The 22,927-nt window shown below is 68.4% G+C and carries 1 protein-coding gene (cut by a window edge); it reads right to left on the minus strand.

Annotated elements, in window-relative coordinates:
• Positions 1 to 22,927 carry the 3' portion of a WXG100-like domain-containing protein gene (locus IE302_RS07495; RefSeq protein WP_191252980.1) on the minus strand. 4,868 nt of this gene lie beyond the right edge of the window, so 22,927 of the gene's 27,795 nt are visible here — the last part of the coding sequence; the start codon falls outside the window, past its right edge — the gene reads right to left on this strand; the stop codon is at positions 1 to 3.

Below are 22,927 nucleotides of genomic sequence, written 5' to 3' on the forward strand. Positions count from 1 at the left end.
TCAGGGTTCTTCGGTCTTGACCTCTGGATCGGAAAACTCGTACATGTCCCCGTAGTCGGTCAGCAGGACCCCGAACGGGTTCGTCTCCGGGTCGAACGCGTTCTCCAGCGCCACGAACACGTTCGCCGTCATCACGATCGTCCGCCGCGGCCGATCTTTGTCGGGTAACACGATCTTCGTCGCGAGCATCGACACATTGACCCGGGACGAATCGGTCCGGCCGTCCGAAGTGGTCGCGGCGTTGATGAAGGCGGACGAGTTCGCGGCGGCCTCAGCACTGACCAGGTCGCCCCGCTGCCGATCTCCCGTCTGCATGAGATACGCCGGGTAAGCCGGGTATCGCCTCTCCCAGTCAGCTTCCACGGCTGCCTCGGCTTCGGTTCTCATTTCGGCGACCCTGCCCAGATATCCACCGAGGTAGATCGCGATGATCTCGCCATTGAGCAGCGAGGGCTGAGCCGCGGCCGGGACCGCGCCCGGCGGATCGGCCAGGTTCAGCCCGAGCTGCCCGACCAAGACCTGCTCGTGCGGAGCGGTGTGCAACGGCTTGACCCGCCCGACGTAGACCTTGCGGCCCGGTTGCGGACGCAAAAGTACCTCTGGGCCTCCTTCTCGAGGCGGGACATAGCCGAGTTCGACCACCCTGCGCACCTCCTCCGCGACGGTGTTCTCGATCCGCGGCCAGATCCGCTCCAGGTCGCGCACCGCCGTCACGGGGAGCCGAGGATCAGCCCGGTTCCGGGCGATCTTCATGAGGTGGCTCTTGCCGCCGCCGATGATCTTGACCTCGATCTCATCGGCTCGGCTCCGCACCTCCGGATGCACGCGGCCCTCGGCGTCGGCCAGGAAGCCGGCCACCCGGTACAGCGGGTCGGCCGGATCACGCCAGTAAACGAGATCGTCCATGCGTTCGATCGGATACAACCCGGTCCGGCTCGCGGCGGAGAGGATGAAGTCCGGCGCCGACCCCGAGGAGATCGGCCAGGTCGTGCGGGAATTGGCTTGATCCTGCCAGACCGTCGTCCCGCCCGCGGTCGCCTCCCGCGTTCCGCTCTCCGTCGTCGTGTTGTACACACTGGCCAGCCGAGGGGCGGTGAGCAGCCCACCGGATTTGGCCGCGACCAGCGCCGGGACACGGTCTTCGGCCAGCCGCGCCAACCCCCACTGATCCACCACCGCTCGTATCCGCGGCGACACCACTACGCCTTGGTCGTCCAGGGTCAGGTCGAAATCGGAGAACCAGGACGAGCGGCTCTCCAACAAGGCCCTCAGCGAGGGCAGGCTCTGGTCGTTCTCCGGATCGAAGGACCGCACGGCTCGTTCGACCGCTCGCTCCGCGGGCAGCAATCCGCCCGACGTCTCCTCGACCCACCGAGGCGAACGCCCCTCTGCCAGGCTCGTCATCCCCCATCGCTCCACCATCTCGCGCAACCGGGGCAAGATCAGGCCGTCACCGTCGACGGCGAGCTCGTTCCACGAAATCAATCTTCCGGACTTCTCCGCGACCCACGCCGGCGCGCGTCCTTCCGCCAGCCGTGCCAACACCCAGCGATCGACCACTTCCTTGACTCTCGGCGAAACCAGCACACCATCCCGCTGCTCGGGGGCGAGCGCCGGAACCGACCGCGACACGGCTTCGAGCATCGCCTTCAACGTCGGCTGTTTTCCACGCACATCCGGGTCATAGGAGAGCAGTGTGTCCACGGCCCGCTCGTACCCGGCTTCCGCCTCGGGAGTAAGGCCCGGCGCGGGCTCCGGACTCTCCCATCGTGGCGTGAACAACTCGGCGCGCGACGCGGTTCCCGGCTCTCGCACTTCGTTCATCGACGACGCCACCGCTGCGGCGAGCTGTGCGTCGTCGGCCTTCGGCAGCGTTTGTTTCACAGCCGCCACCAGAGCGGCATGGGACAGTCCGGGGTCCTGGCCGAGCTGGACCCGAACCTCGGCCGCGACGGAGACGCGCAGATGGACAGGCTGGACTCGGTGCCAGCCGATGCTGATTCCTTCCGCTTCCAGCCGTCTCTGGACATCGGTCGCGGTGAGGCGCGCACCCTCGTTCACCAGCTCGGTCACCCGATGCTCGAGCTCCTGGTCATCGATTCGCGACAGCGGGGCCATTCCTGCGTCGCGCCTCGCTTGGCGATACAACGCGTGAACGGTTTGCCGGATGACGATGTAACCGTCCGCGCGAACCTTCTGTACCACCTCGTCGAAGGTGTGCTCCCGCGCGATCAGCTCACTGACCAGCCTCGGCAGATTTTCGTCCGCGATCCTTCCGCCGCTCTTCGTCATACGCTCCGGATCGACAGCCCGTACCGCATCGTCGATCCAGCCTCTCGGGGCGTACATTCCCGCATCGGTCACCGCAGCGGCCACACCCAGCATCGAGAGGTTGGGATTTTTCGCAAGAGCACTCTCCACCACACCGGAGAGCTCCTCCCTGTCGATACTCCGCAATCCCCCGACTTCGCCCCGCCTGGCGGGCAAGCGAGAAGGCATTTCGCGCTGGGACGTTTGCGCGACCCGGCTGATCGAGGCGAACAGGGTATTCCGGTCGGCGACATTTCTAGCAGAAAGGAGTTCGACTATCTCACCGACGCTCGAACCCGCGTTCTCGGCGATCGCGGCACGGACGATCGAGTCCACTTGCTCGTCAACAGAGGCTCTTGCCGCAGATTGCTCCCCGACCACCTCTTGCCAAAGGGCGCGAGCCCGATTCTTTCCGATATCCGCATACCCTTCCCGGGAGAAGCGCTCGTTCAAGGACCGCACGGTGTCGGCGTAAACGAGGGGATTGTCCCGCCCGGCGGCCTCGGCCTTCTCGGCCAAGGCCGCGCGCCAGGCCTCAGTGGGCACGTACCCGGGCGGGTCCGTGGTTCCCTCGCCGGGAGCCCGCGAGTGAGCCGTGTCGCCCATTCCGGCGATCTCCGGCCTCTCGGTCACCGTGGCGGCTCGCTTCGTACGTCCGGCGACCGGCTCCTGGGCAGGTCGTTTGCCCAGCCGGACGGGGAGCTCGTCCGAGAGACCGGAGGCGGTCACCTCGTCAGCGGACGAAGAAGGGCGCTCGGCTGCCGCCGCGTCGATCTCTTCCCGGGTCGCCGCGGGCTTCAAGAGGGCCATCGCCGCGCGAAGCTGCGCCGGGGTGACGCCGGGGTGGCCATCGAGCAGACCGTGCACGACGGCGCCGACGGATAGTGATTCCGCACCCCTTGCCAATTCCTCACGCGCGGTCTTGATCATGCGGTTCAAGGTCTCGTTTCGGAAGGTTTCCTTCTCCGCGCGAAGGATTTCAATGATCCTCCGGCGGACGAGCCAGGGCTCTTTGCGCAGCATTTCAAGAATGCGCTGGGTTTGTCTTTCGATTTTATATTCGATGGGGAGACGATTTTCTGTCCAGATCCGTTTCAAGCTGCTCTGGATGCGGTAATCACCGACAGAGAACTCTTTTTCGCGGAGGCTGCGCGCGGCGTCGGCAATCGTTGGCTGCGAGTCCGCACCAAACTCCTCACGGAGATGGGAGTCCAGCTCGGCATCGTCGATCCGGTGCTGCGTCGACTCGTAGTACTTCGGTTTCGCCTGCCGAGGAGCGTCGGTTTCCTGCGGATTGTCCGCGACCACCTCCGTGTCACGATCATGGGTCGTCCAGATTTCGGCGAACCGGATCTCCGTGGTCACTTCTCCACGCGGAACGGGTTGCGTTCCCCGCACTGCATGCAAAGCTCTCCGCAACCGGTCAGTGCCGGGAGCCTTGCCGGTGTCAGGGTCTTTGATGTGCTCTTGGAGTTGAGTTCGACTGACCTTCTTCCCCGGGTTCATCTCCTCGAGTCGCCGAACCACCTCCCGCACGCGATTCTCCAGTTCGTCGTCGGTCATCCCCGGCCGCCTGCCCAGCCGTGTGCCCGTCCCCTCCGGCCGAGGCGATGTCGCGTCCGGGTGGAGGCTCCACACGGGTGGACTCGACCACGGGCCCGTGCCGGCCGCGAGGGTGCCGTCTTCGAAGACGTTCACTTTGTCGTGCAGGTGGTAGGCGGAGACCTTGAGGCTCCCACCGGACAGGACGTCGGCCCGCTGCTGAAGCCTTGTGACGACGGGGTCCGTGAGATCGCACGCCACGACGATCACCTGCTTGGCCGAAGACCACGGCACCAGGCTTCCGGCGATCGCGTCGAAGGCTTCGGACACGGCCAGATCCGCGAAACCTTCACCATCGCGCGGCGCTCTGAATCGCCCGTCTCGATGTTCTCCGAACAACACGAAGGCGTCCGGGTCGGTCTCCCGTAATCGGGCGGCGGCGGCACGCACTCCCCGCACGGCGGCGGCGTCCGCGCTCCGAAGGAAGGCCGCACCGGCCAACCCCCCGCCGTTGTCCGGCAACGCCACCACGGTGATCTCACCGGCGGAGGTCGGCAGCGCCCTTTCGGTCGTCCGCGAGTCGGCCAGTGAGGCGACCCGCTCCGCCGAGAGCAGACCGCCGGATTTCTCCACCACCCACGACTGTCCACGGGCGCTGTCCAGCCGCGCTAGCGCCCACCGGTCGACCAGTTCGCGCATCTCCGGAGAAACCGCGCGGCGTTCCACGGGATCCGGCACGCTGAGCTGCGGCCGCCACACCGAGACCGCGGCCAGCATCTCCCGGAGCGTGCCCTGAGTCCGGTTGTGCTCCGGATCGAACTTGAGCACGAAATCGATCGTCTCCGGATCCACTGGCACGCTGGGAATCGTGGCGGCCCGTTTCGGCGCTCTGACGCCCAGCCCCGCCTCTTCGGCACTCCGTTTGTTCGTCGCCCCCGCTGCCGACGCCCGGGCAGGAACGATCTGCGGATCGTGCACCATCGCCGCGGTCGCCTCGACCAGCCCCGTTTCGGCGTCCGGCTGAATCTCGCGCACCCTCGCCACGAGAGCGGGTCCGGCGAGATCGGGTTGCTCGTCGAGAACGGCTTTCACCGTGGGGCTGAGCTCGGCCAGCTTCTCCCGTGCTCGCGCGAGCGAGGCACGCGCCGCCTCAGGACCGACACGAATCGGTGGGTCCATTTCGCGCAGGACTCTGCGGATCTCGGTATGTGTCGTACTGGGGCGGGTGATCAGCAGTTCGATCACCGCGTCGTCGAGACGGGCGTCCACCCTCCCCCGCACCGGGAAACCGGCCGCGAGCTTGGCCGCGGTGAGAGCTTCACCGGCGAGCTGCTTGCGGATCAGGATGTTCTGCTCGCGCAGAGCCGACACGAACTGGTTGTTGGTCAAGGCGGGATTGACGGCGAGCATCGCGCTCGCCCGCACCCTTAGCTCACCGAACTGAGGTTCCTGCTCCGTGGCGCGGGTTTCGCCGAAAGGATCGCCAGGCCGCCCGCCGACGGGAACGACACGGCCCACGGATGCCAGCAGGCTCCTCTCGTCCGCCACGTTCTCGCTCAGGAGACGATCGACCACCTCTTTGACGGTCGCGTCGGGCCTGTCGGTGAACGAGTCGCGCACGACCGAGTCCAAGTCGATGTCGTCGCCACGCCTGACCCGATCGACCGATCCGGCCTCGCGCCAAAGAGCGGCGAACCTCTTGTCGCCCACCTCGAACAGGTCTTTCCTTCCCGAGATCTGCTCGGTCAGCAGGTCCTTCGCGGTGTCTCGCCCGATGCCAGGATTCTCATCGACGATCTTCCGCAAAACCTCGCCTGCTACGTGGGGAGCCGGCTGTGTTCCCCTCGCCTCGTGCCAGGCGCGCTGGAGCAGGTCATTGCCCGGGCCCCGTCCGGTGACCGGATCCTTCAGCCGGTCTTTCGCGTGCCGCTTGGCGGTGGCCTGAGTCGTGCTGCTTCCGTCCTTCTCCAGGTCCGCGATCACCGCCCGCATGGCATCGGTCGTCTGGTCAAGGGTGAATTTGGGCCGCCGTGGCGGAACGGCTCCGCTCGGGGCACCGTCCGGGTGGAAGCTCACCGCCGGGACACGACCCGGCGGGATCAGGCCGCCGACGATGTCGCCGTCGTCGAACACGTGCAACTTCGTGTTCAACTGCCACGCCACGACCTGCACGCTCTTCATCGGCAACAGGTTGCTCACGTGCCACTGAAGCGCGGAAAGCACGGGGCCCGTGAGGTCGCACGCCACGACGATCACCCGGGAGACCGTGGCCCACGGGATCACCTGGCGGGAAACCGCGTCGAGTCCCGCGACCGCGGGGATGCCTTTCATGGCTCCGCCCTCGCCCGGCGCCAGAAACTGTCCGTTCGCGTGCCGGCCGAACAGGACGAAGGAGTTCGGCTCGGCGGCCTGGAGCCTGGCCGCGGCCGTGACGACCGCTCGCACCGCCTCCCGGTTCGCGCGAGGGAGGAACGCCGCGCCGGCGGGGGTTCCCACCCTGCCGGGCAGTTCCAGGGCGACGACGTTCCCCATCGGGGTCATGAGCACTCGTTCGTTCACCGGCACCTCGGCCCGCAGCGAAGCCACCCGGCTCGGCGTCAGCAACGCGTCCGAAGCCGCTACGACCCACGCGGGCGTATAACCCTCCGCTAACCGGTCCAGCGCCCACTGATCGACCACCGCGCGCAACTGCAGTGACTCCAGCAGGCCGTCCACACGCGGCATGAGGTCGATCTCCGGGTACCACTGCGCCAAACTTTCGAGTTTCGCTCTCGGTGACATCCGTCCCGCGGGAGTGTTCGGGTCGAACCGCAGGACGAATTCGACACCTCGCTGGTCCAGCACCGCGTCCATGCGCCGGGCGCTTCTGGGCGGAGGGACCAGGTGAGCGGCCTGCGCCAGAGGGCTCCTCGGGGCGACCTCGGTCCTCAACACCCTCATCCGCTCGCGCCTCACGGCCTTCTGCTCGGCCGTGGCTCGCACACGCCGCCTGGGCGCGGTCTGTGCCTCCCCCGTCGTCGTTCGACGGACGTCGGCGATGGGTGCCGGCTCCTGCCTGGCCGAGGAAGCGACCGCGGTCAGCCGGGCCACGGCCGCGCGAATCCGCGCGTCACCGGCCGTCGGCATCGTCTCCCTCACCTTCGCCGAAAGCTGCTCGGCGGTCAGGCCCGGTTCCTCGGCGCGGAGCGCGCTCACCGCGGCTTCCACCGGCAGCGAGGCGGCGACTTCGCGCATCGCCGCGCGGACGTCCGTGGTCAGCTGCACCAGCTTCGTCCGTGCGCCGGCCTTGCGCTCCAGCCGCAGCTCCTTGCCGATCGCCAGATCGGTGCGTGCGGGATCGGCCCGCAGAGCCCGGACGACGTGCGGGACGACCTTCTCGATGTCCACGGCACGGGTTCCCCGCTCCGCCAGGATTTCGGCCAACCGGGCGTGCACGTCCTCGACGGACATCGACTCCAGAGTCACTGTCCTCGACTCGCGAATCCTGGCGAAGGACTCGACGATCTTGCCGCGGCCGGCTACGTAGTTGAAGGCGGCGAGGGTGTCGACGGTCTTGGCGATGGACGGAACCTGTCCCTCGCCGTACAGCTCGCCGAGCAACCGATCCAGGTCAGCGGACGAAATCCGTTGCGGCCGACGCTGCGACCATGCCGGGTGCACCGTCTTCAGCGAGGCGAGAACCCGGTCGTGCGAAACGCGAACTCCACGGCTGCGGAGTTCGTCGGCGATGGTCAGAAACGACAGCGCCCCGGACGTCGCGACGACGTTCTCGACGAGCCGATTCACTTCGCCGTCGTCGACCGGCCGGAGCAGATCGTCCAGGGCGACACCGGTCACCCGGACCACCGAGGAATGGAGCCGTTTCGCGTCCACTGCCTCGCGCGCCAGGAGGTCGTCGAGGATCGGCCTGATCTCCGCCGCGTCCGTGCGATCACCGAGGCTTTCCCGCACCATGGAATCCAGAGCGAGGTCGGGGTCGGGCCGGGAAACCGCAGGCTCGGACGGCCGTCCACCGGCCGCCTTCCAGGCCCGGTCGAAATGCCGCTCGATGAGCCGCGGAACCCTTTCCTTGGCCGCGGCGAAGCCCTCGTCCCAGGGCATGGCGGGGTTGTCCGCGACCAGTTCTCGCGTGAAATCGCGGACGGCTTCGGTGTACCCGCGCGGCACCGGCCGCGTTCCCGTCAACCGGCGAAACACTTCCGTGATACGCCTGGTACCGGGGCGGCCGCCGGTTTCAGGATTCGTGAGCCGCTGTTTGACCTCCGTCAGGGTCGCCTTCTCGCCGTTCCTCGGGGTGGCGAGGATCTGCCGGATGGCATGCTCCAGTTGCGCGTCGGTATAGGTCAACCGCCTGCCCGCGTTGCCACGGACCTGCGTGGACGTTTCCGTATCGGGGTCGAGCCTGACCGCCGGAGCGTCGCCACCGATGTCGTCGCCGACGGTGATCCTGCCGTCCCGATGGACGTTGAGCCGGTCACCGAGGTGGTAGGGAATCAGCTCGACATGCCGGGCCTGCGGTGTGCCCGCGAGATGGGCCCGGAGCTCACCTATCTGCGGATCGGTGAGGTAGCAGGCGACCACGACCGCGCGCTGGATCGCGGCGGACCACGGCCGCAGCTGCGCCGACAACGCCGTGAAAGCACTTACCGCGTCCAGCGTCGAGGTCCCGCCGCCCACGCGAGGTACCGCGAAGAACCCTTCACGGTGCTTGCCGAACACCGCGAACGTGCCCGGCTCGTTTTGCAAGCGCATCGCCGCCGCGTGCACCGCGCGCACCGCAGTGCTGTCCTCGTGCGGTACGAACGCCATCCCGATCGACGCGCCACGACGACCGTGCAGCTCCAGGCCGACCACGCGACCCGCAGCCGTGTCCAGCACCCTCGTCATCGCCGGTGTTCCCCATAACGCGTCCGCGCGCTCCGCCGAGATCAATCCACCGGACTTCTCCGCTACCCACGGCGCGTCACGCCCCTCCGCCAACCGCGCCAATCCCCACCGGTCGGCCAACTCCCACACCGGAGCCGACGCCCGCACACCTCCTTCCGTGCGCTCGAGAACGATCCCCTGGTCCCAGGTCTTCAACGCCTCCAGCATCGCCGCCAGCGACGGCTGAAGGGCGTTGGCCTCCGGATCGAACTCCAGCACGTGCGTCACGACACTTTCGTCCAAAGCGTCACGCATACCCGACACCGTCCCCGGCGCCGGAGCGACATCCACCACCTCACCGGCCGGCGACGTCTCCGCCTCGGCGGCAGGGCGCTTGGCGGCTCCCGACCCGCTTCCCGGGACCTGAGGCGCGTTCACTCGCGCCGCCGCTGAGAGGATCTCCTCAGCGGTGACCCCGCGCACCCTGTGCTTGGTCTTCCGCACCAACTCCGTACCGGTGCGACCGGGGTCCTCCTCGATCAGCGCCCGGACAACGGCATCGAGCTCGACGGCTCCGTCTGCGCGGTCCTTTGACGCCCCTCGTACCGACTCCGCACTCTCGACACCAGGGTTCTCACCGACCACGGCTCGGACGACATCGTCCACCTCCGCGGGACCCTCGACTCGGTCCCTCGCCCGAGGCGCGTTCACTCGCGCCGCCGCCGAGAAGATCTCCTCAGCGGTGACCCCCCGCACCCTGTCCTTGGTCTTCCGCACCAGCTCCGCACTCGCAACACCAGGGTTCTCACCGATCACGGCTCGGACGACATCGTCCAGCTCCACGGTTCCCTCGACTCGATCTATCGAGGCCTTCACCTGCTCAAAACTCAAGGCGGGCACTCCCGAGGCCAGCAGCCGTTGCTGAACCTGGCTGACCGAAGGGGCACGGTTGCCTGAGCCGGTTTCCCCTTCCAGTATCCCGGCGACCCGCTGATCCAGCTCCGCGCCGCGCGGCAGCGCGGGAACCGGCCCCGCACTCTCCTGGGCCTCGGCCAGAGCCTTGCGAACTCGGCTCTGACCGGCCTCGATCTTCCTCTTTTCGAGTTCGTGGCGTAAGCCCGATCCAGTCAGCTTCGGATCGGCCAAATCCTTGGCGAACGCGAGGAGAAGTTCGTCCGATATCTTCTGGGTCGCCGCGAAGCTTCGCTGCGGCGCCAGCCTGGCCAGTGTCCCGGCGACGCTGTCGTAGCCTGCCAGGATTCCGCCTGACCTCACGTCACCCCAGATCTCGACCGTCGTAGGGTTCTCGCTTTCGGCGAGAACGCGAGTGACGGCGGCGTCCAGCCGCAGGGCGGCCTCCACACGTTCCGCCGCGGCGGCTACCGAGGCTCTGTCGGCACCGTTCTGCCCGGCCACGAGGTCGACGACCTGTTCGACGGTCAGCTCGGGATCCCGCTGGATCGTTTCGCGCACAACCCCCTCGAACTCCTGTCCAGGCAGGACGGCCGTCCCGGAATCACGCGCTCCCGCGGAGACCCCTTTCACGACCTCTTTCCAGAGCGCGGTGAAGCGATCCCTGCCCAGTTTCGGGTACAGCTTCTTCAGTTCGTTCTTGGCACCCTCGCGGGTGATACCCGGATCGCTCTCGCGGACCCCGGCCAGTGCCGCTCGCTGGGCTTCCCAGAGCTCGATGCCGTGAAGATTGTTCTCCGTCCCTTCGACTATTCGCCATGCTTCGAGGATGTCGCTGTTCGTAGCACCTTTCTTGTTCGACCTGAGCCAAGTCCCCACCTCTTTCAACCCGATCTTGGCTGCCCCGGCCTGAAGAAGTTCCGCTTTCGCCTCTCGCACGGCGGCCACCAGCTCTTCCTGGGAGCCGTAGTTGCGTTGCGGTCCTCCGGTCGACGAGGACGGCTCCCCGGCGGGCCGGGTCTCCTGCGACGCCACTGGCTCCGAGTCGGGGTGCAAGCTCAGCACCGGGCGATGCGGGCCAGGATGCGTCCCGGTGGTGATCGTGCCATCGAGATCGACAGTGATCACCTCGCCGAGGTGATAAGGCATCACCTCGACGTGTCCCGCCCCCGGAATGCTCCGGACACCGGCCGACACCGAATTCAGCACCGGATCCGACAGGTAGCACGCCAGCACGATCACCCGGGAGAACGGCGCCCAGGACTCCACCCCCGCCGCCAGCCCGCGGAACGCCTCCACCGCGCCCATGCGCACCGCGTTCGCGCCCGGCGCCTCCACCACTCCGTCCCGATGGCGGCCCACCATGACGAACGCGTCCGGATAGTCCGCCCTCAACCGCTCCACCGCGGCCCGTGCCCCCACCACGGCACCCACGTCGCCACGGTCCACGAACCCGGCGCCCACCACGCGGCCTTGCCCGTCCCTGAACTCCGAGACCACCACCCGCCCCGCCGAAGTCTCCAGATCCCTTGCCGCGCTCACCGAATCGAGCAGAGCCCCGACCCGGTCCACCGAAAGCAACCCACCCGATGCCTCCGCCACCCACGACACGGGACGACCCTCCGTCAACCGCGCCATCCCCCACTGGTCCACCACTTCACGCAGTCGCGGCGAAACCAGCACCCCATCGCCGTCCACCGTGGGCCGCAACGGCGGAACCCACTCGCTCACCTGCTCGAGCAGACTCCGCAACGAAGACTGGGAACGATTCGCCATGGGATCGAAACCCACCACGAAAGCGACATCGCTCTCCAGCAACGCCCCGGCGTCACCTGTCGCAGGCCGCTCGTCCGCCGCCGGGTCAAGCGCTTCGGGGGAAGTCTCCCGCGCATCGGCCACAGCCGGCCTCTTCGACGGGGCGGCTACCGGGTCCTCGGCCGGCCGCTTACCCGCGGTCACCGAGCGCGGACGCCCGGCCGCGGAGCCGGTGTCGAGCTCTGACGCGGGAATCTTCCCACGCAGGCCGTCCACAAGGTCCGGATGCGTCGACCGCAAGCGGGCCAAGGAATCCTGAATGCGCCGATACCCGATATCTCGCCCTTGATCATGCACGGCCCTGACAAGTTGCGTGACCGATCCGATCTTCCGCTCGGTCCGGTCTTCGCCCAGAAGTCCGAGCAGGTGTCGATCCAGGGCTGCGTCGTTCAGCGCGGGAAGGGGAATTCCCAGCACTGCCTTGGCCAGCCGTAAATGGTACGTGGCACGATAGCCGGCGATACTGATTCCCCGTGCACGAAGTTCGGCCTCGAAGTCGGCAATCAGCAGTCGCTCGTTCGCCTTGACCAGTATCTTGGCCACCTCGCCGACCAACATGTCCGATATCGTCCGCAGACCACGCTGCTCGCGCCCGGGCACCACCCTGGCCACGGCCTCGCCGATCCGCTCGTAGGTCGCTTCGACTCCGCCGGCCCGGACCTCGCCCCAGACCTCCGCGATCGTCAGTTCACCGTTCTCGGCGAGGACACTCCGGACCGTCGCGTCCAGCCGTGCGTCGTCGACCGCTTCAAGTGCGGCGGGAGCAGGCAGCCGCCCCATCCCGTCCGCCGCGGCGGTCAGCCTCGCCTCGTCGGCGACATCCCAGCTCGCGAGGTGCCCGACAGCCTGCTCCAGCGTCCAATCCGGCCGGTTCTCGAGGGTTTCCCGCACGACTGAGGCCAACCCGTGAGCGGCGCTTTCCGGATCGGCGACGGAACGGGCGCCTACGCCGGCATCCAGCCAGACGCGGCTGAACACCTCCTTGATGTTCTGGGAAAACTGCGGCTTCAACAGTTGAAAGGCATCACGCCGACTGATATTGGCGTTCTCCGCCAGAAGGACGGAGAGCGCGGCGCGGACCAGCTTCTCAGTGTCTCCGCGACGGACAGCGGGCGTCGTCTCCTTCGCCTCGTGCCACGCCTGCCACAGCCTATTCCCCGCCGCCTTCACTCCCGTGTCCGACAGGTACTTCCTGACCTGGCTTTGCGTGATCTCCTTCGTCGAACCCTCCGGCCTCGTCTTCTCGAGAGCGCTGATCGCCTGCTTCGTGATGTTTTTCAGTTCCTCCGACGTGTGCTCCACATTCTTGCCGCGCTGGATTCCGTCTCCCGCGAGAGCTGACTCCGGAATCGGCCCACCCCAGTGCTGGACCACCGTCGCCATGTCGACCTGAGGCAGATCCGGCCTCTGTTCGACGAGAGTCCGCAGCTCGCGGAGAGCTTCACTCGGGTCGATCTCAGGGTTGCTGTCACGAATACCCTGGAGGGCGCGAGCAGCGGGTTCTCCACGCAACTTGACACCTTGCCCGCGCACCCGGTTCCAGGACTGCTGCAAGAACTCGTTGCCCGGGCTCTTACCCGTGCCCGGATCCTTGAGCAGATTCTTGGCCAGATCGAAAATAGCCTTCGCCGTCACCTTTTTCTCGCCATAGCCCAGCCGCGACATGGCATCCCGCATGGCCGCGTCGAGTTTCTCCGGATCATGCTTCGACTTCGGCGCGGACGGTGGCATGCCGGGCCGGCTCGGTCCCGATGATGAAGGGTTCGTATCCCGCCAGAGGGCATCGAACCGGGTTTTACCCAGCGGAGCGTAGCCTTCTTTGGCGAATTTCTCTTTCAGCGCACCATAGGCTGCCTCACGGTCGATCCCCGCCGAGCTTCCGAGCAACTCGGCCAGCGCCGAACCGAGTTGGTCCCTCGGCACCGGAAGTGCCGCCGGCACCGTTCCGTGGACTCGATGCCAGGCCGCCACGACCGACTCGGCAGGAAAGTTCCGAAGCCGCGCGATGACTTCGCCTTGCGTTACGTCCGCGCCTTCTTCCTCGATGACGCGTTTGACGGCCTCCATGGCGGAAGCCACTTCCCTTTCCCCGTGCTCGGTCCATTCGACGGTCCGGCGCGTTGGAAGCCCGGCCGCGCCGGGCGCGGAATCCGGGTGGAGGCTGACGGCGGGAACGATCGGCCAGAGAGCCTCGCCGGACATGATGGTGCCGTCGTGGTGAACATGGACCTGGTCGTGCAGGATCCGGGCCTCGACCTCCACTCCGGGAGGGGCGAACCGGCGCAGCTCGCCCACGATGGGGTCGGTGAGGTAGCAGGCCAAGACGACCACGCGCCGGACTTCCGACCAGGGCACAAGATAATCCGACACCGCGGCGAACGTCTCCGCGGTGGGCACTCGTGTCGTATCGCCGTATCCCGTCGGTACCGCGAATGCCCCGTTCCGCTGCCTGCCGGCGATCACGAAGGTCCCGGGCCGCTCCTCCTCCAGCTTCGCGGCGGCGGCGCGGATCGCGCGGACCTCAGGCACCTTCGCGCGATCGAGGAACGCGACGCCCGCCGGCGTATCTCCCTTGCCCGGCAGCAGCAACGCGACCATTTCCCCCGCGGGCGTCGCGAGCACCCTTTCGATCACCGGCGCCTCGGTCACGTGGCCCATCTCAGGCGTGCGTGCCACGGATGGCTGAAATGGCGGAATGACCGGTATCTCGGTCAGCTCCATGCTGTCCCGGCGCTCGGGAGTCGCGACACCGTCGGCCTCATCGGCTTCGTCGACGCGATGAGCCGGGTCTGCGTCTGGCTGTGTCTCCCGAGCCGGTCCGGCCGACTCGCCCGGGTCCAAGAAGGACTCCAGCTCCGTCGCGGGTTCCGAAGCGCGCGTGACCGGCTCCCGAGGCACGGGGATCTCCGCGGGTAACGGCGGCTCCGGTCGCGGCGAGGACGGTTCCGCACCGGCCTCCATTTCTTTGGCGCCCGCGCTGGAGCGCTCGTCACCGGCGACCACCTCGACCCAGATGTCGGCCCGCGTGTCACCGCGGCCGCCGACGAAGACAGGCGTCGTGTCCATGCCCAGCTCGGCCACACCGAAACGTTCATGAGGCTGCAGACCGAACTGGGCGAGACCGAGCTGATGACCAAGTTCACGTTCGAGGAGCGTCCGGTGCGCCTGGAGATCCGCACCGCCCTCGAACCGGTAACGGAGGACGGTCTGCTTGCCTTCCCGTCGCGCCTGCAACACTTGCTCGACGACTTTGGCCAGCTCGGCCCGTCGAACGTTGCTGCCGTCACCGTGTTTCTGGAATTCGACGCGCGCGGCCGGAGCGGTCGCGGTCAGCCACGGCTCCCGCACGTCGGCGATCGCCTGCCGATAGCGCTCTTCGGCCAGTCGCCACGCGGCCTCTGCCGTGTTCTCCGCGAGACGGTTCGCCTCGGTGGGTTCGGTACGGAGTTTCGCCCGTGCGGCCTCCCAGACCGCGTCCGCGCGGGCCATCTCCTCGGCCGCGTTCGTCACCGAAGGGGGCAGTCGGTCCGCGCGGTCGGCGTAGCGGGTCACGTAGCCACGGTCGAATTCGACGTCGACCACGGTGCGGCGGCCCGAGAACCGGGAGTCCGGCTCGATGACGATCCGGAAGTCCCAGGGCTCCGACCAGACACTGGTGATCTTCTCGGGTTCGGCACCCTTGTTCACCGAGGGCAGCTCGGGGCCGCCGGAACTGCTTCCCGTACCTTGCTCGCTGCCGTCGCCCCGGCCGCCGAGCGGGTCGAGCCCGATGACCCAGTCGCTGGCCCCGCCGAGGGTCTGGCGGCCCTGTTCGTAGGTCTCCGAACCCTTGGGCTGGGGCACACCGGCGGCGACATACGGATTCGCCAGAAGCACGTGTTCGCTTTCCGTGCCCACTTCGGTGTGCTTGTTGCCGGACCAGCTCGACGATCCGGTCAGCCCGACCCTGGCGCTGGCCCCGAGCAGTTCGCCATCGCCCCGGGGCCGCGCGTACACGGTGGCCTTGACTCCGAGCGCGGGCGGCAGTTCGAGTTCCACGCCCTCGGCGTACCGGGTCTGCAGCGCCTCCAGCCTGCTCGGCGAGAACGCGGCGCGCGCCAGCCGCACGGTCTCCGACTCGACCGCGCGGCCCGCCGTCCGCAAGCCGAGGTCCAGAGCCCGCACGAGATCGGCGGTATCACCGTGGAAGTCCAGCGCGCGGGAACGCCCAGGGTCCGGGAACCGTGCGCCCAGCGTGTCCTGCGCCCACTGCCCCAGCGCGTCCGGGGCACCTTCCGACGGGTGGCGAACGGTCACCTGTCCCGCCGAGAGTTCGCCGTCGGCCGGCTTCGGGCTGTCCTCCGGAAGCGAACGGGAGCTCACCGTCCGGTCCACGGAGGTCTCGGCCAGCCGCTCCCCCTTGCGTTCGATCCGGAGATCGAAGCGGAAGTCGGCCTGGGAAACGGACAGCGCGCCTCGCGCGATCTCCGACTGAATCCGGGTCTCGACGTGCTGCCGCTGTTCGGCGCGGAACTGTTTGAGCCATTCCGACATGCCACCGAAGCCGTATCCGAAGTTGAAGTACGGCGCCCCGTGCTTACCGGGCTTGGCTTCCGACTCCGCCACGGCCTTCTCGGATCGCAGGGAAACAGCCGGAGAGAACAGGCTGGTCAGTTCGGCGAGGATCCGCGTCGAGGTTTTCGACTCGGTCTTGGCCCTCGCGACGGTGCTGCCCCTGGTCAGGGTTCCGTGTTCGATGGCCGCATCCTTCGGGCCGGTCAAGGGCTCGGCGCTGACGACGAGGTCGAAGGTCTCGCCGCTGACCCGGTCTTCGATCCGCAGCGGCGTGCTCGTCCCGCCGTTGGTGACGTCGGCCAAGGCGCTTTGGAAACCGGCGAGGTAGCGCTGGGCATCCCCCAGGTTGTCGTGCTGCCCTTCCAGCCTCGACAGCGGTAGCAGCCGCTCGGCGCGCTCGCGGCCCAGCTTCTCCACCAGGCTTTCCCGCAGAGCGCCGATCTGATCACTCAGATCGAGCGGATCCAGGACTCCGTGCGTCCAGCCCGCGGGCAGTCCGGGACGAGCCGATCCGCTCACGGAGGTCGCCGATCGCTCCGGCGTCGGAGTGCCCACAGATTCGGCCGCGAGCTCGCGCTCCGCCGCGGTGATCCGGGCGTCTTCGGCGAGGATCACCTGCAGCTGCTTCTTCGTGACCAGCACCGTAGCGGCTTCGGGCAGCCGGTACCGCACACCGAAGGACTTCGGCGCCGGGGCCTTCGTGACGTCGTAACGATCGAGATTCCCGCGGTGCCGCGAGCCGGCGATCTCCGTGACCCCCAGGGTCGCCTCGACGAGGTGGTAGGTCTCCGGCTCGCCCCGGAACCCTGTCGAGGTCCCGGTCTCCGTCCGCGTCATCGAGCCCGTGTTCCGGCCGCCCTTCCAGATGGCCAGTTCCTGCAACAGCAGCCCCATCGCGCGGCTCAGCACGCCGACGGCCTCGCGGACTGTCTCGCTCATCGGCACCCAGGCGTACTCGACGGAGTTCGCCTGCGTCCAGCCCTTCGCCTTGCCCTGTCCGGTCGTCTTGGTCCCGGAGACCGTCCGGTCGGGTTGCCGGGTGTAGGTCGCGAGCACCTTCGGCTCGTGCAGGGTGTAGGAGACTTCGAGCTGGGCGGCGGCGTCGGCGCGCCGCCGTGCCCACCGCTGGTCACCGATCACCGTCGGACGGCTGAAGAGCCGGGGGTTCAGCCGCGCGGACCGTTCGGAGAGCTGTTCGTCCCGGAGCCGGGAGTTCTCGCCGTCGGCGAAGGCGAGGGCCGGATCGCCGCTCGCCCGCTCCTGCGCCTCGGCACCGTGCTTGCGCACGTGGTCCAGCCCCTTGATCGAGACCACGCGAATGTTGTCGAGTTCGCGCGACTGCCCTCGGTGCGGCTGCCCACCCGGGGCGAGTTCGTGCTCGGGCACGATCTCCCAGCCGACCGGCTCCACACGACGGGTCAGCTCGACCGCACGGGACGGGGGCAGTTCCAGGACGACGTCGACCTCGACCGAGCCCCGGTCGGCGTTTCCGTCGGTGTCGACGATCTCCAGTTTGTGCGTCTCCGGGCGGTGCAGCCCGGACGCGCCGAACGAAGCACCACGGACGAGCGCGTTGTGCCGGTTCCAGTAGCTCCCCTCGACGTCCAGCCGGACGCGCGCCCGGTACCGCCGCAGCGGTTCGGGCCGGACGTTCCCGGAGGTGTCCAGCTCCGTCCCGATCGCGCTCCGGTCGGTGACGCCGGTCTGCTGCTCGAGATCCGTCGTCCTGCTCGATGTCCGGGTGCCTTTGGAGTACGCCGTGAGCAGCGCCATCGAATTCACCACGGAGGAGTAGACCCGCGCCACCGCGCCACCCAGGTACGACTTCGTCACCGACGCCGTGGCCGCGGTTCGCTCGGTTTCGCTCAGCGTGGTCGCGACCGGCCTCCCCGCCGGGGTGTCCAGCGGTTCCAGCTCGCCCAGGAGTTTGGCCGAGACCTGGAACGACGCGTGGTACTCGTGCCCCCGCCCGTGCTCGGGGGTGAGGTCCACCGTCAGCGGACCGTCGGAGAGCATGTCGGCCGCGCGCTGGGCCAGGTTCTCGCCGGAGATGGCACCGGCGATCGCGCGTCCCCGCGCGACCCGACGCGCCTCCGCGGCCGACCGCCCGCCCGAGGGCGGAGCCGCGTCGGGATCGACGACGAAATCCGTGTTCCGCCATGCCCAGCGGTGGTGCCCGGGGATGGTGCGGGCCGAGGCACGCATCATCGCGCTGAGCCGTTCCGCCGCTTCCGGAAGCTGGAGCGCGGCCTTCGCCACGACGCCCTCGGCCTCGGCCGCCGGCACCGTGCGCACCGGCTCGCCCCGGTCGCCGGTGATCCCCGCCTGCCGCGCGTTCTCGACGTCGGTCCAGTGATAGGCGTCGAGAGCGCCGGGGAAGGCCACGACCGGTTTGCCCGGCGTGCGGGCTTCGACCCGGTAGACGGTCTTGTAGCGCACCACCGGTTCGGTCCGCTCGGTGGCGTGATCGGTGGCCGTCGTCCGCGTGGTGGCCCGGCCGCGCGTCACGTTCCGGCCGCCGCCGACCATCAAGCCGCCCGCCGCGGACACGGCCCCGACGTCGAATCCGGGTCCGGCGGCGAAGCTCCCGCTCCAGTCGCGGGTGGCGGTGGCGCCGCTGTCGCCGGTGGCCGATTCGGAGGTCGTCCGCCGGTGGACGCCTCCTTCGATCGTTTCGAGGTAGGCCACCCGCTCGGCGATGACCCGCATTTCCAGTTCTCGCTGTTTGGTGGGCAGCAGTTTGCGCAGCGGACTCCCCTCGGGCAGGAGCGCCGCCGCGCTCACCCAGCCGTGTCCGTCGTCGGCTTGCTTCCGGCTGACGGCCACCGACGGAAGCCTTTGTTCCAATGCCACCGGGCTCAACGCGTTCCGGATGGCGCCGCGTTCGGCCGCGCCGCCGACCTTCCAGATCCGGATGAGCTGGCCCGCCATCGACCGGTCTTCACCGGCACGCGGCGGCCGCGCCTTGCCCTTGTGCACGGCGACGGTCTCCTGCCGGACGCTCACCGCTTCGAGAGCCGCAGCGGGCAGGAACGCGGGAGTCGGCACGGACCTCTCCGCCGCGGTGAGCCCTTCCGGCATGGCCATCCGGACGGTCACCGGGGCCAGCGTCTTGTCCGGATGCGCGGGCGAACCGACGATCGTGGTGGGCCCGTCCGGCTTGCCTGCCGCGTCGAGCGGGGTCACCCGGACTTCGAGTGGGACGTCCAGCACCCGGGTCCGGCCCTCCGGCAGCGAGATCGAGCCGGTCTCGCTGGTCGACTCGGTATGCCCGGCACGCCGGCTGGACGCGACGTTGGTCGGCGCGAACACGAGACCGAGTCCGAACATGCCGGGCACCATCGGCAGGAAGAACGCGATCCGAGCCATCGGCGTGCGGCCGGCCGAGACGGCGGCAGTGGTGCTGTGGCTCCGCGACGCGCTCTCCGACGTCGTGGTGGCGGACGACTCGACCGGCTGGGCACGGTTCCAGTCAGGCTCGGCGGAAACCCGGTAGCGCTTGCCGTCGACGGTGATTTCGCGCCCTCCGTAGAACGAGCGGACGTCGTTCTCCAGCGCGTGCCTCAGTTCCGCGGTGGCGGTGCCCACCGCGTCGATGACCAGATCCGCGTTCTCGGTCTTCGCGACCTGTCGTGCGGGTCCGAAACTCCGGTCGCCGCGCCAGTAGCGAGCCGTTGCGGGTTTGGCGGCCTCAGGACCGGAGCCATCTTCGGACTCCCTCGCGACCGACGGCGCTACCGAGTCCTCCGGGATCGTGGAGAGGACGTGCTCCGGCCGGTTGCCCGGTGCCCGTGGGGCCGCGGGCCGGCGGTTGAATCGGTCGATCGCCTCCTGCTGCTCCTTTTTCGCCTCCCACCACGCCGCCAGGGCTTCGTCCGCCGACTGCCGGGCGGCCCTGGCGTCTCGCGTCAGAGCCTTGCTCGCCTTGTCGTACTCGGCTCGCGCGGTCTCCCATTCCCGGTAGGTCGCATCAAAGTCCTGGACGGCGTCCGTCAGTTCGACGGCGCGCGCCCGTTGGGTTTCGGCGTACGCGTGGATCTGTGCCCTGTCGGCTTTCACCCGGTCCACCGCGGCGTGGCTCATCAACGGCTGGGCCGCGTCCAGCGCCGGCCCGGACTGTTCTTCCCCGGCTCGAGGCCGCTGTTCGAGCCGCCGGATTTCTTCCGCCAGTGCGGGGAGCACGGCCCTCGCCCTGGTGGACTCTTCGGAAGCCGTCGCCGCGGCTTCTTTGGCCGCCTCGTAAACCTCGTCGAGGCGTCCGGCGGGGTGATCGATCAGTTCTGCCAGCTCGCGCGTCGGCCTTTCGAACCGGCGCTCGGCCGCGACCTGCTCGAGATATTTGTCGTCGAGCGCCCGCTGCGTGGCTTCGGCCTTCTTTTCGGCTTCGCGCCACGCGTCCGCCGCGTCGGAGACCTTGGTCTGGGCGGAGAGGAGAGCGGGCGTCAGCTTCAGGCCTCGCGACGCCAGTTCCTTCGTCTGCATCCGGGTCTTCGCGTACACGTTCGGCGCCTCGGCCACGCCACGGTGCCCATCTTCGGTCTCCGCGACGACCCGGATCTCCAAGTGCTGGCTGAGCAGCGACTTGGACTGGAAGGCGCGCTCTTCGTGCGCCCTCCTCAGCAGGTTCCCGGTGACCGGGGTGTGGTAGTCACCGGGGCTGTTCGCCGAGATCGGCCCCGGCGCGATCCAGTTGTCGTTCGGGTCCACGACGAAGGCTTCGAGCGGATTCACTGCCGTGGCCCCGCCGATCGTCTGATCGGTGCTCGCGTTCGCCTGCTCGCGGATGCGGGCGGTCCGGTCGATCCGCGCCTTGCCGCTCATCCCGGCGAGGCTTTCCTCGACGATGCGCGCGTACAGCCGCACCTTGACCTTCTGGCCGCCGACGACCCGCTCGTCGATGAGGGCCGGGAGCTCGGCACCGGTGGCGGTGAACGTCTTGCCCGCTCCGGTGTAGTCGAGCCCGGCGCGCAGGTGGGACTTGAGCTGGTTGCTCGACGTCGCGGCGGCGATCACGGCGTCGGAGGCCATACCCGCCGTCGGGGCGGCATCACCGCGGCCGGCCGATTCGAGAGCGAGCCTCACCGCTTCGCCCGCCGCGTCGCGGATGGCTTCCGCGTTCGCCAGGTGCGCGATCGCCGCCATCCGGGGCAGCGGCTTTCCGCTGCCGCCGGTCATCCACTCCCGGATCCCGGCCGCGTCCATCTCGGCCGGGTCGACCCGGACCACCACGGGATCTTCGCGCCGGGCGGGCGGTTTCGCCGGTTCCGTGGCGATGCGCTGGTCGTCGGCGAGCGTTCGCCTCGTCACCGACGTGTCGTGCGAGGCCAGGCGGAGCGGCTCACCGTCCGCGCGGACGAGTTCCAGGTCCAGCCGCAGATGCTGGAGGTAGCGCGCGAAGGGACCGTTCGAAGAGGTGTTGTAGTTGACCGCGTTGATCTTGTAGTTCTCGCGGCGGGCCGTGGTGGTCTTGCTCGCGCTCCCGCCCGCCGTGGCGCCGGTGGAACCGCTGGTGTCCCCGTCGCTGTAGACACCCCGCGCGCCTGCCCGCGCGGTCGCTCCGTAGGTCTTGCCGTTGTCCTGGCCGTCGATCGTGACTCGTGATCCGTAGGTCCACACGTCGTTGTCCACGTTGTCGTGGACGACGTCCTTGAATTCGGTCCTCGTCGGCACCGCGCGCAGGCGCACCTGGTGGGTCTCGGTCGTCAGGAGACCGCGCTGATGCAGCGGGATTCCCACTCCACCGGAGATGAGGTCGTCGATAAGGGTCAGCACCGACTGAGGGGATTCGAGATCGCGCAGCCGGCGAAGGTTGTGCATCGCGTCGTCCAAAAGGGACGCCGGCAGCAGGCCCGGCCGAAGCTTCCTGAGCTCTTCGATCCCCTTGCCGAAGAAGTTTCCGAGGTAGGGCACGTCTTCGAACGATTCCGTACCGAAGCCGTCGGAGCTGCGCTCGGGAGCCTCGAATTCGCCAGGCGGGTTCGCCCGCTCTTCGGCCTCCGGCAACAGATTCAGTGCGCGGGCTTCCTCTTCGGTCATGCGCACATAGGTGTGCAGCCGCTCGCCCGACGGCTCCGCGAGGACGGACTCGACTCCGCCGCGTTTCACCTCGGAGTCGATGAGCCCTTCGTTACGCGTCTCGACCACCATCCGGACGCGGTTGTCGTAGCGCACGAGGATGTTGCGGCCATCGCCGTCCGCGCCGCCGCGCCGCATGCGCTCGTACTCCGCCGCCACTTCGAGCGACTCGTCGTGACCGCGGCTGTAGGGAACGAAATTCGCCCCGAGGTAGACCTGCCCGCGGCCCTTGCCGTCGGGCGGCCGCAGATAGCTGGAGATGGAGGCGAGCGCGCCGAACGCCTTGCGGCCACCCGACTCGCCGACGGCGTGGCTTCCCCCGACGAAGGACCGTTCCGCGTCCCAGTGGCTCCCGACTGAGACCACGACGGGATTCTCGAGATCCATCCGGACCCCGACGTCGGCGACCCGGTCCTGGACCCGGCGCTTGTACCGCAGTCCCGTGGACAGCTCACCGTGGGTGGTGAGAGCCCGCAGTTCGGTGCGGAGCCGTTCCGGGGTGAACATCCGGTCGAGACGTTCCGCGGACGGCCCCGGCAAGGTCAGCACCGCGTCGCCGTCGGTCACCTTGCCGAGCAGTTCTTCGAGCAAGGCTTGCAGCCGTGAAGACCCGGTCACCGCCTCGGCCCGCATGAACTGCGGGGGCTTGGCGGGCGCCTGCGTGAACTCCGCGAGTGTCGGCGTTTCCTCTTGGCTCAGCCAGCGCACCTCCGGCGGGGTGTCTTCGCGTGTGCCGGCCTTGGCGAAGTCGGCCGGGTCCTGTTTCCACACCACGCCTTCGTCGAGCCAGAGCTCGATTTTGCCCTCGATGGGCCTGCCGATCGCGTCCTGCCGGTAGACGGTGGGCTCCGGC

The organism is Amycolatopsis oliviviridis (assembly GCF_014654365.1).
GTDB classification, from domain to species: domain Bacteria; phylum Actinomycetota; class Actinomycetes; order Mycobacteriales; family Pseudonocardiaceae; genus Amycolatopsis; species Amycolatopsis oliviviridis.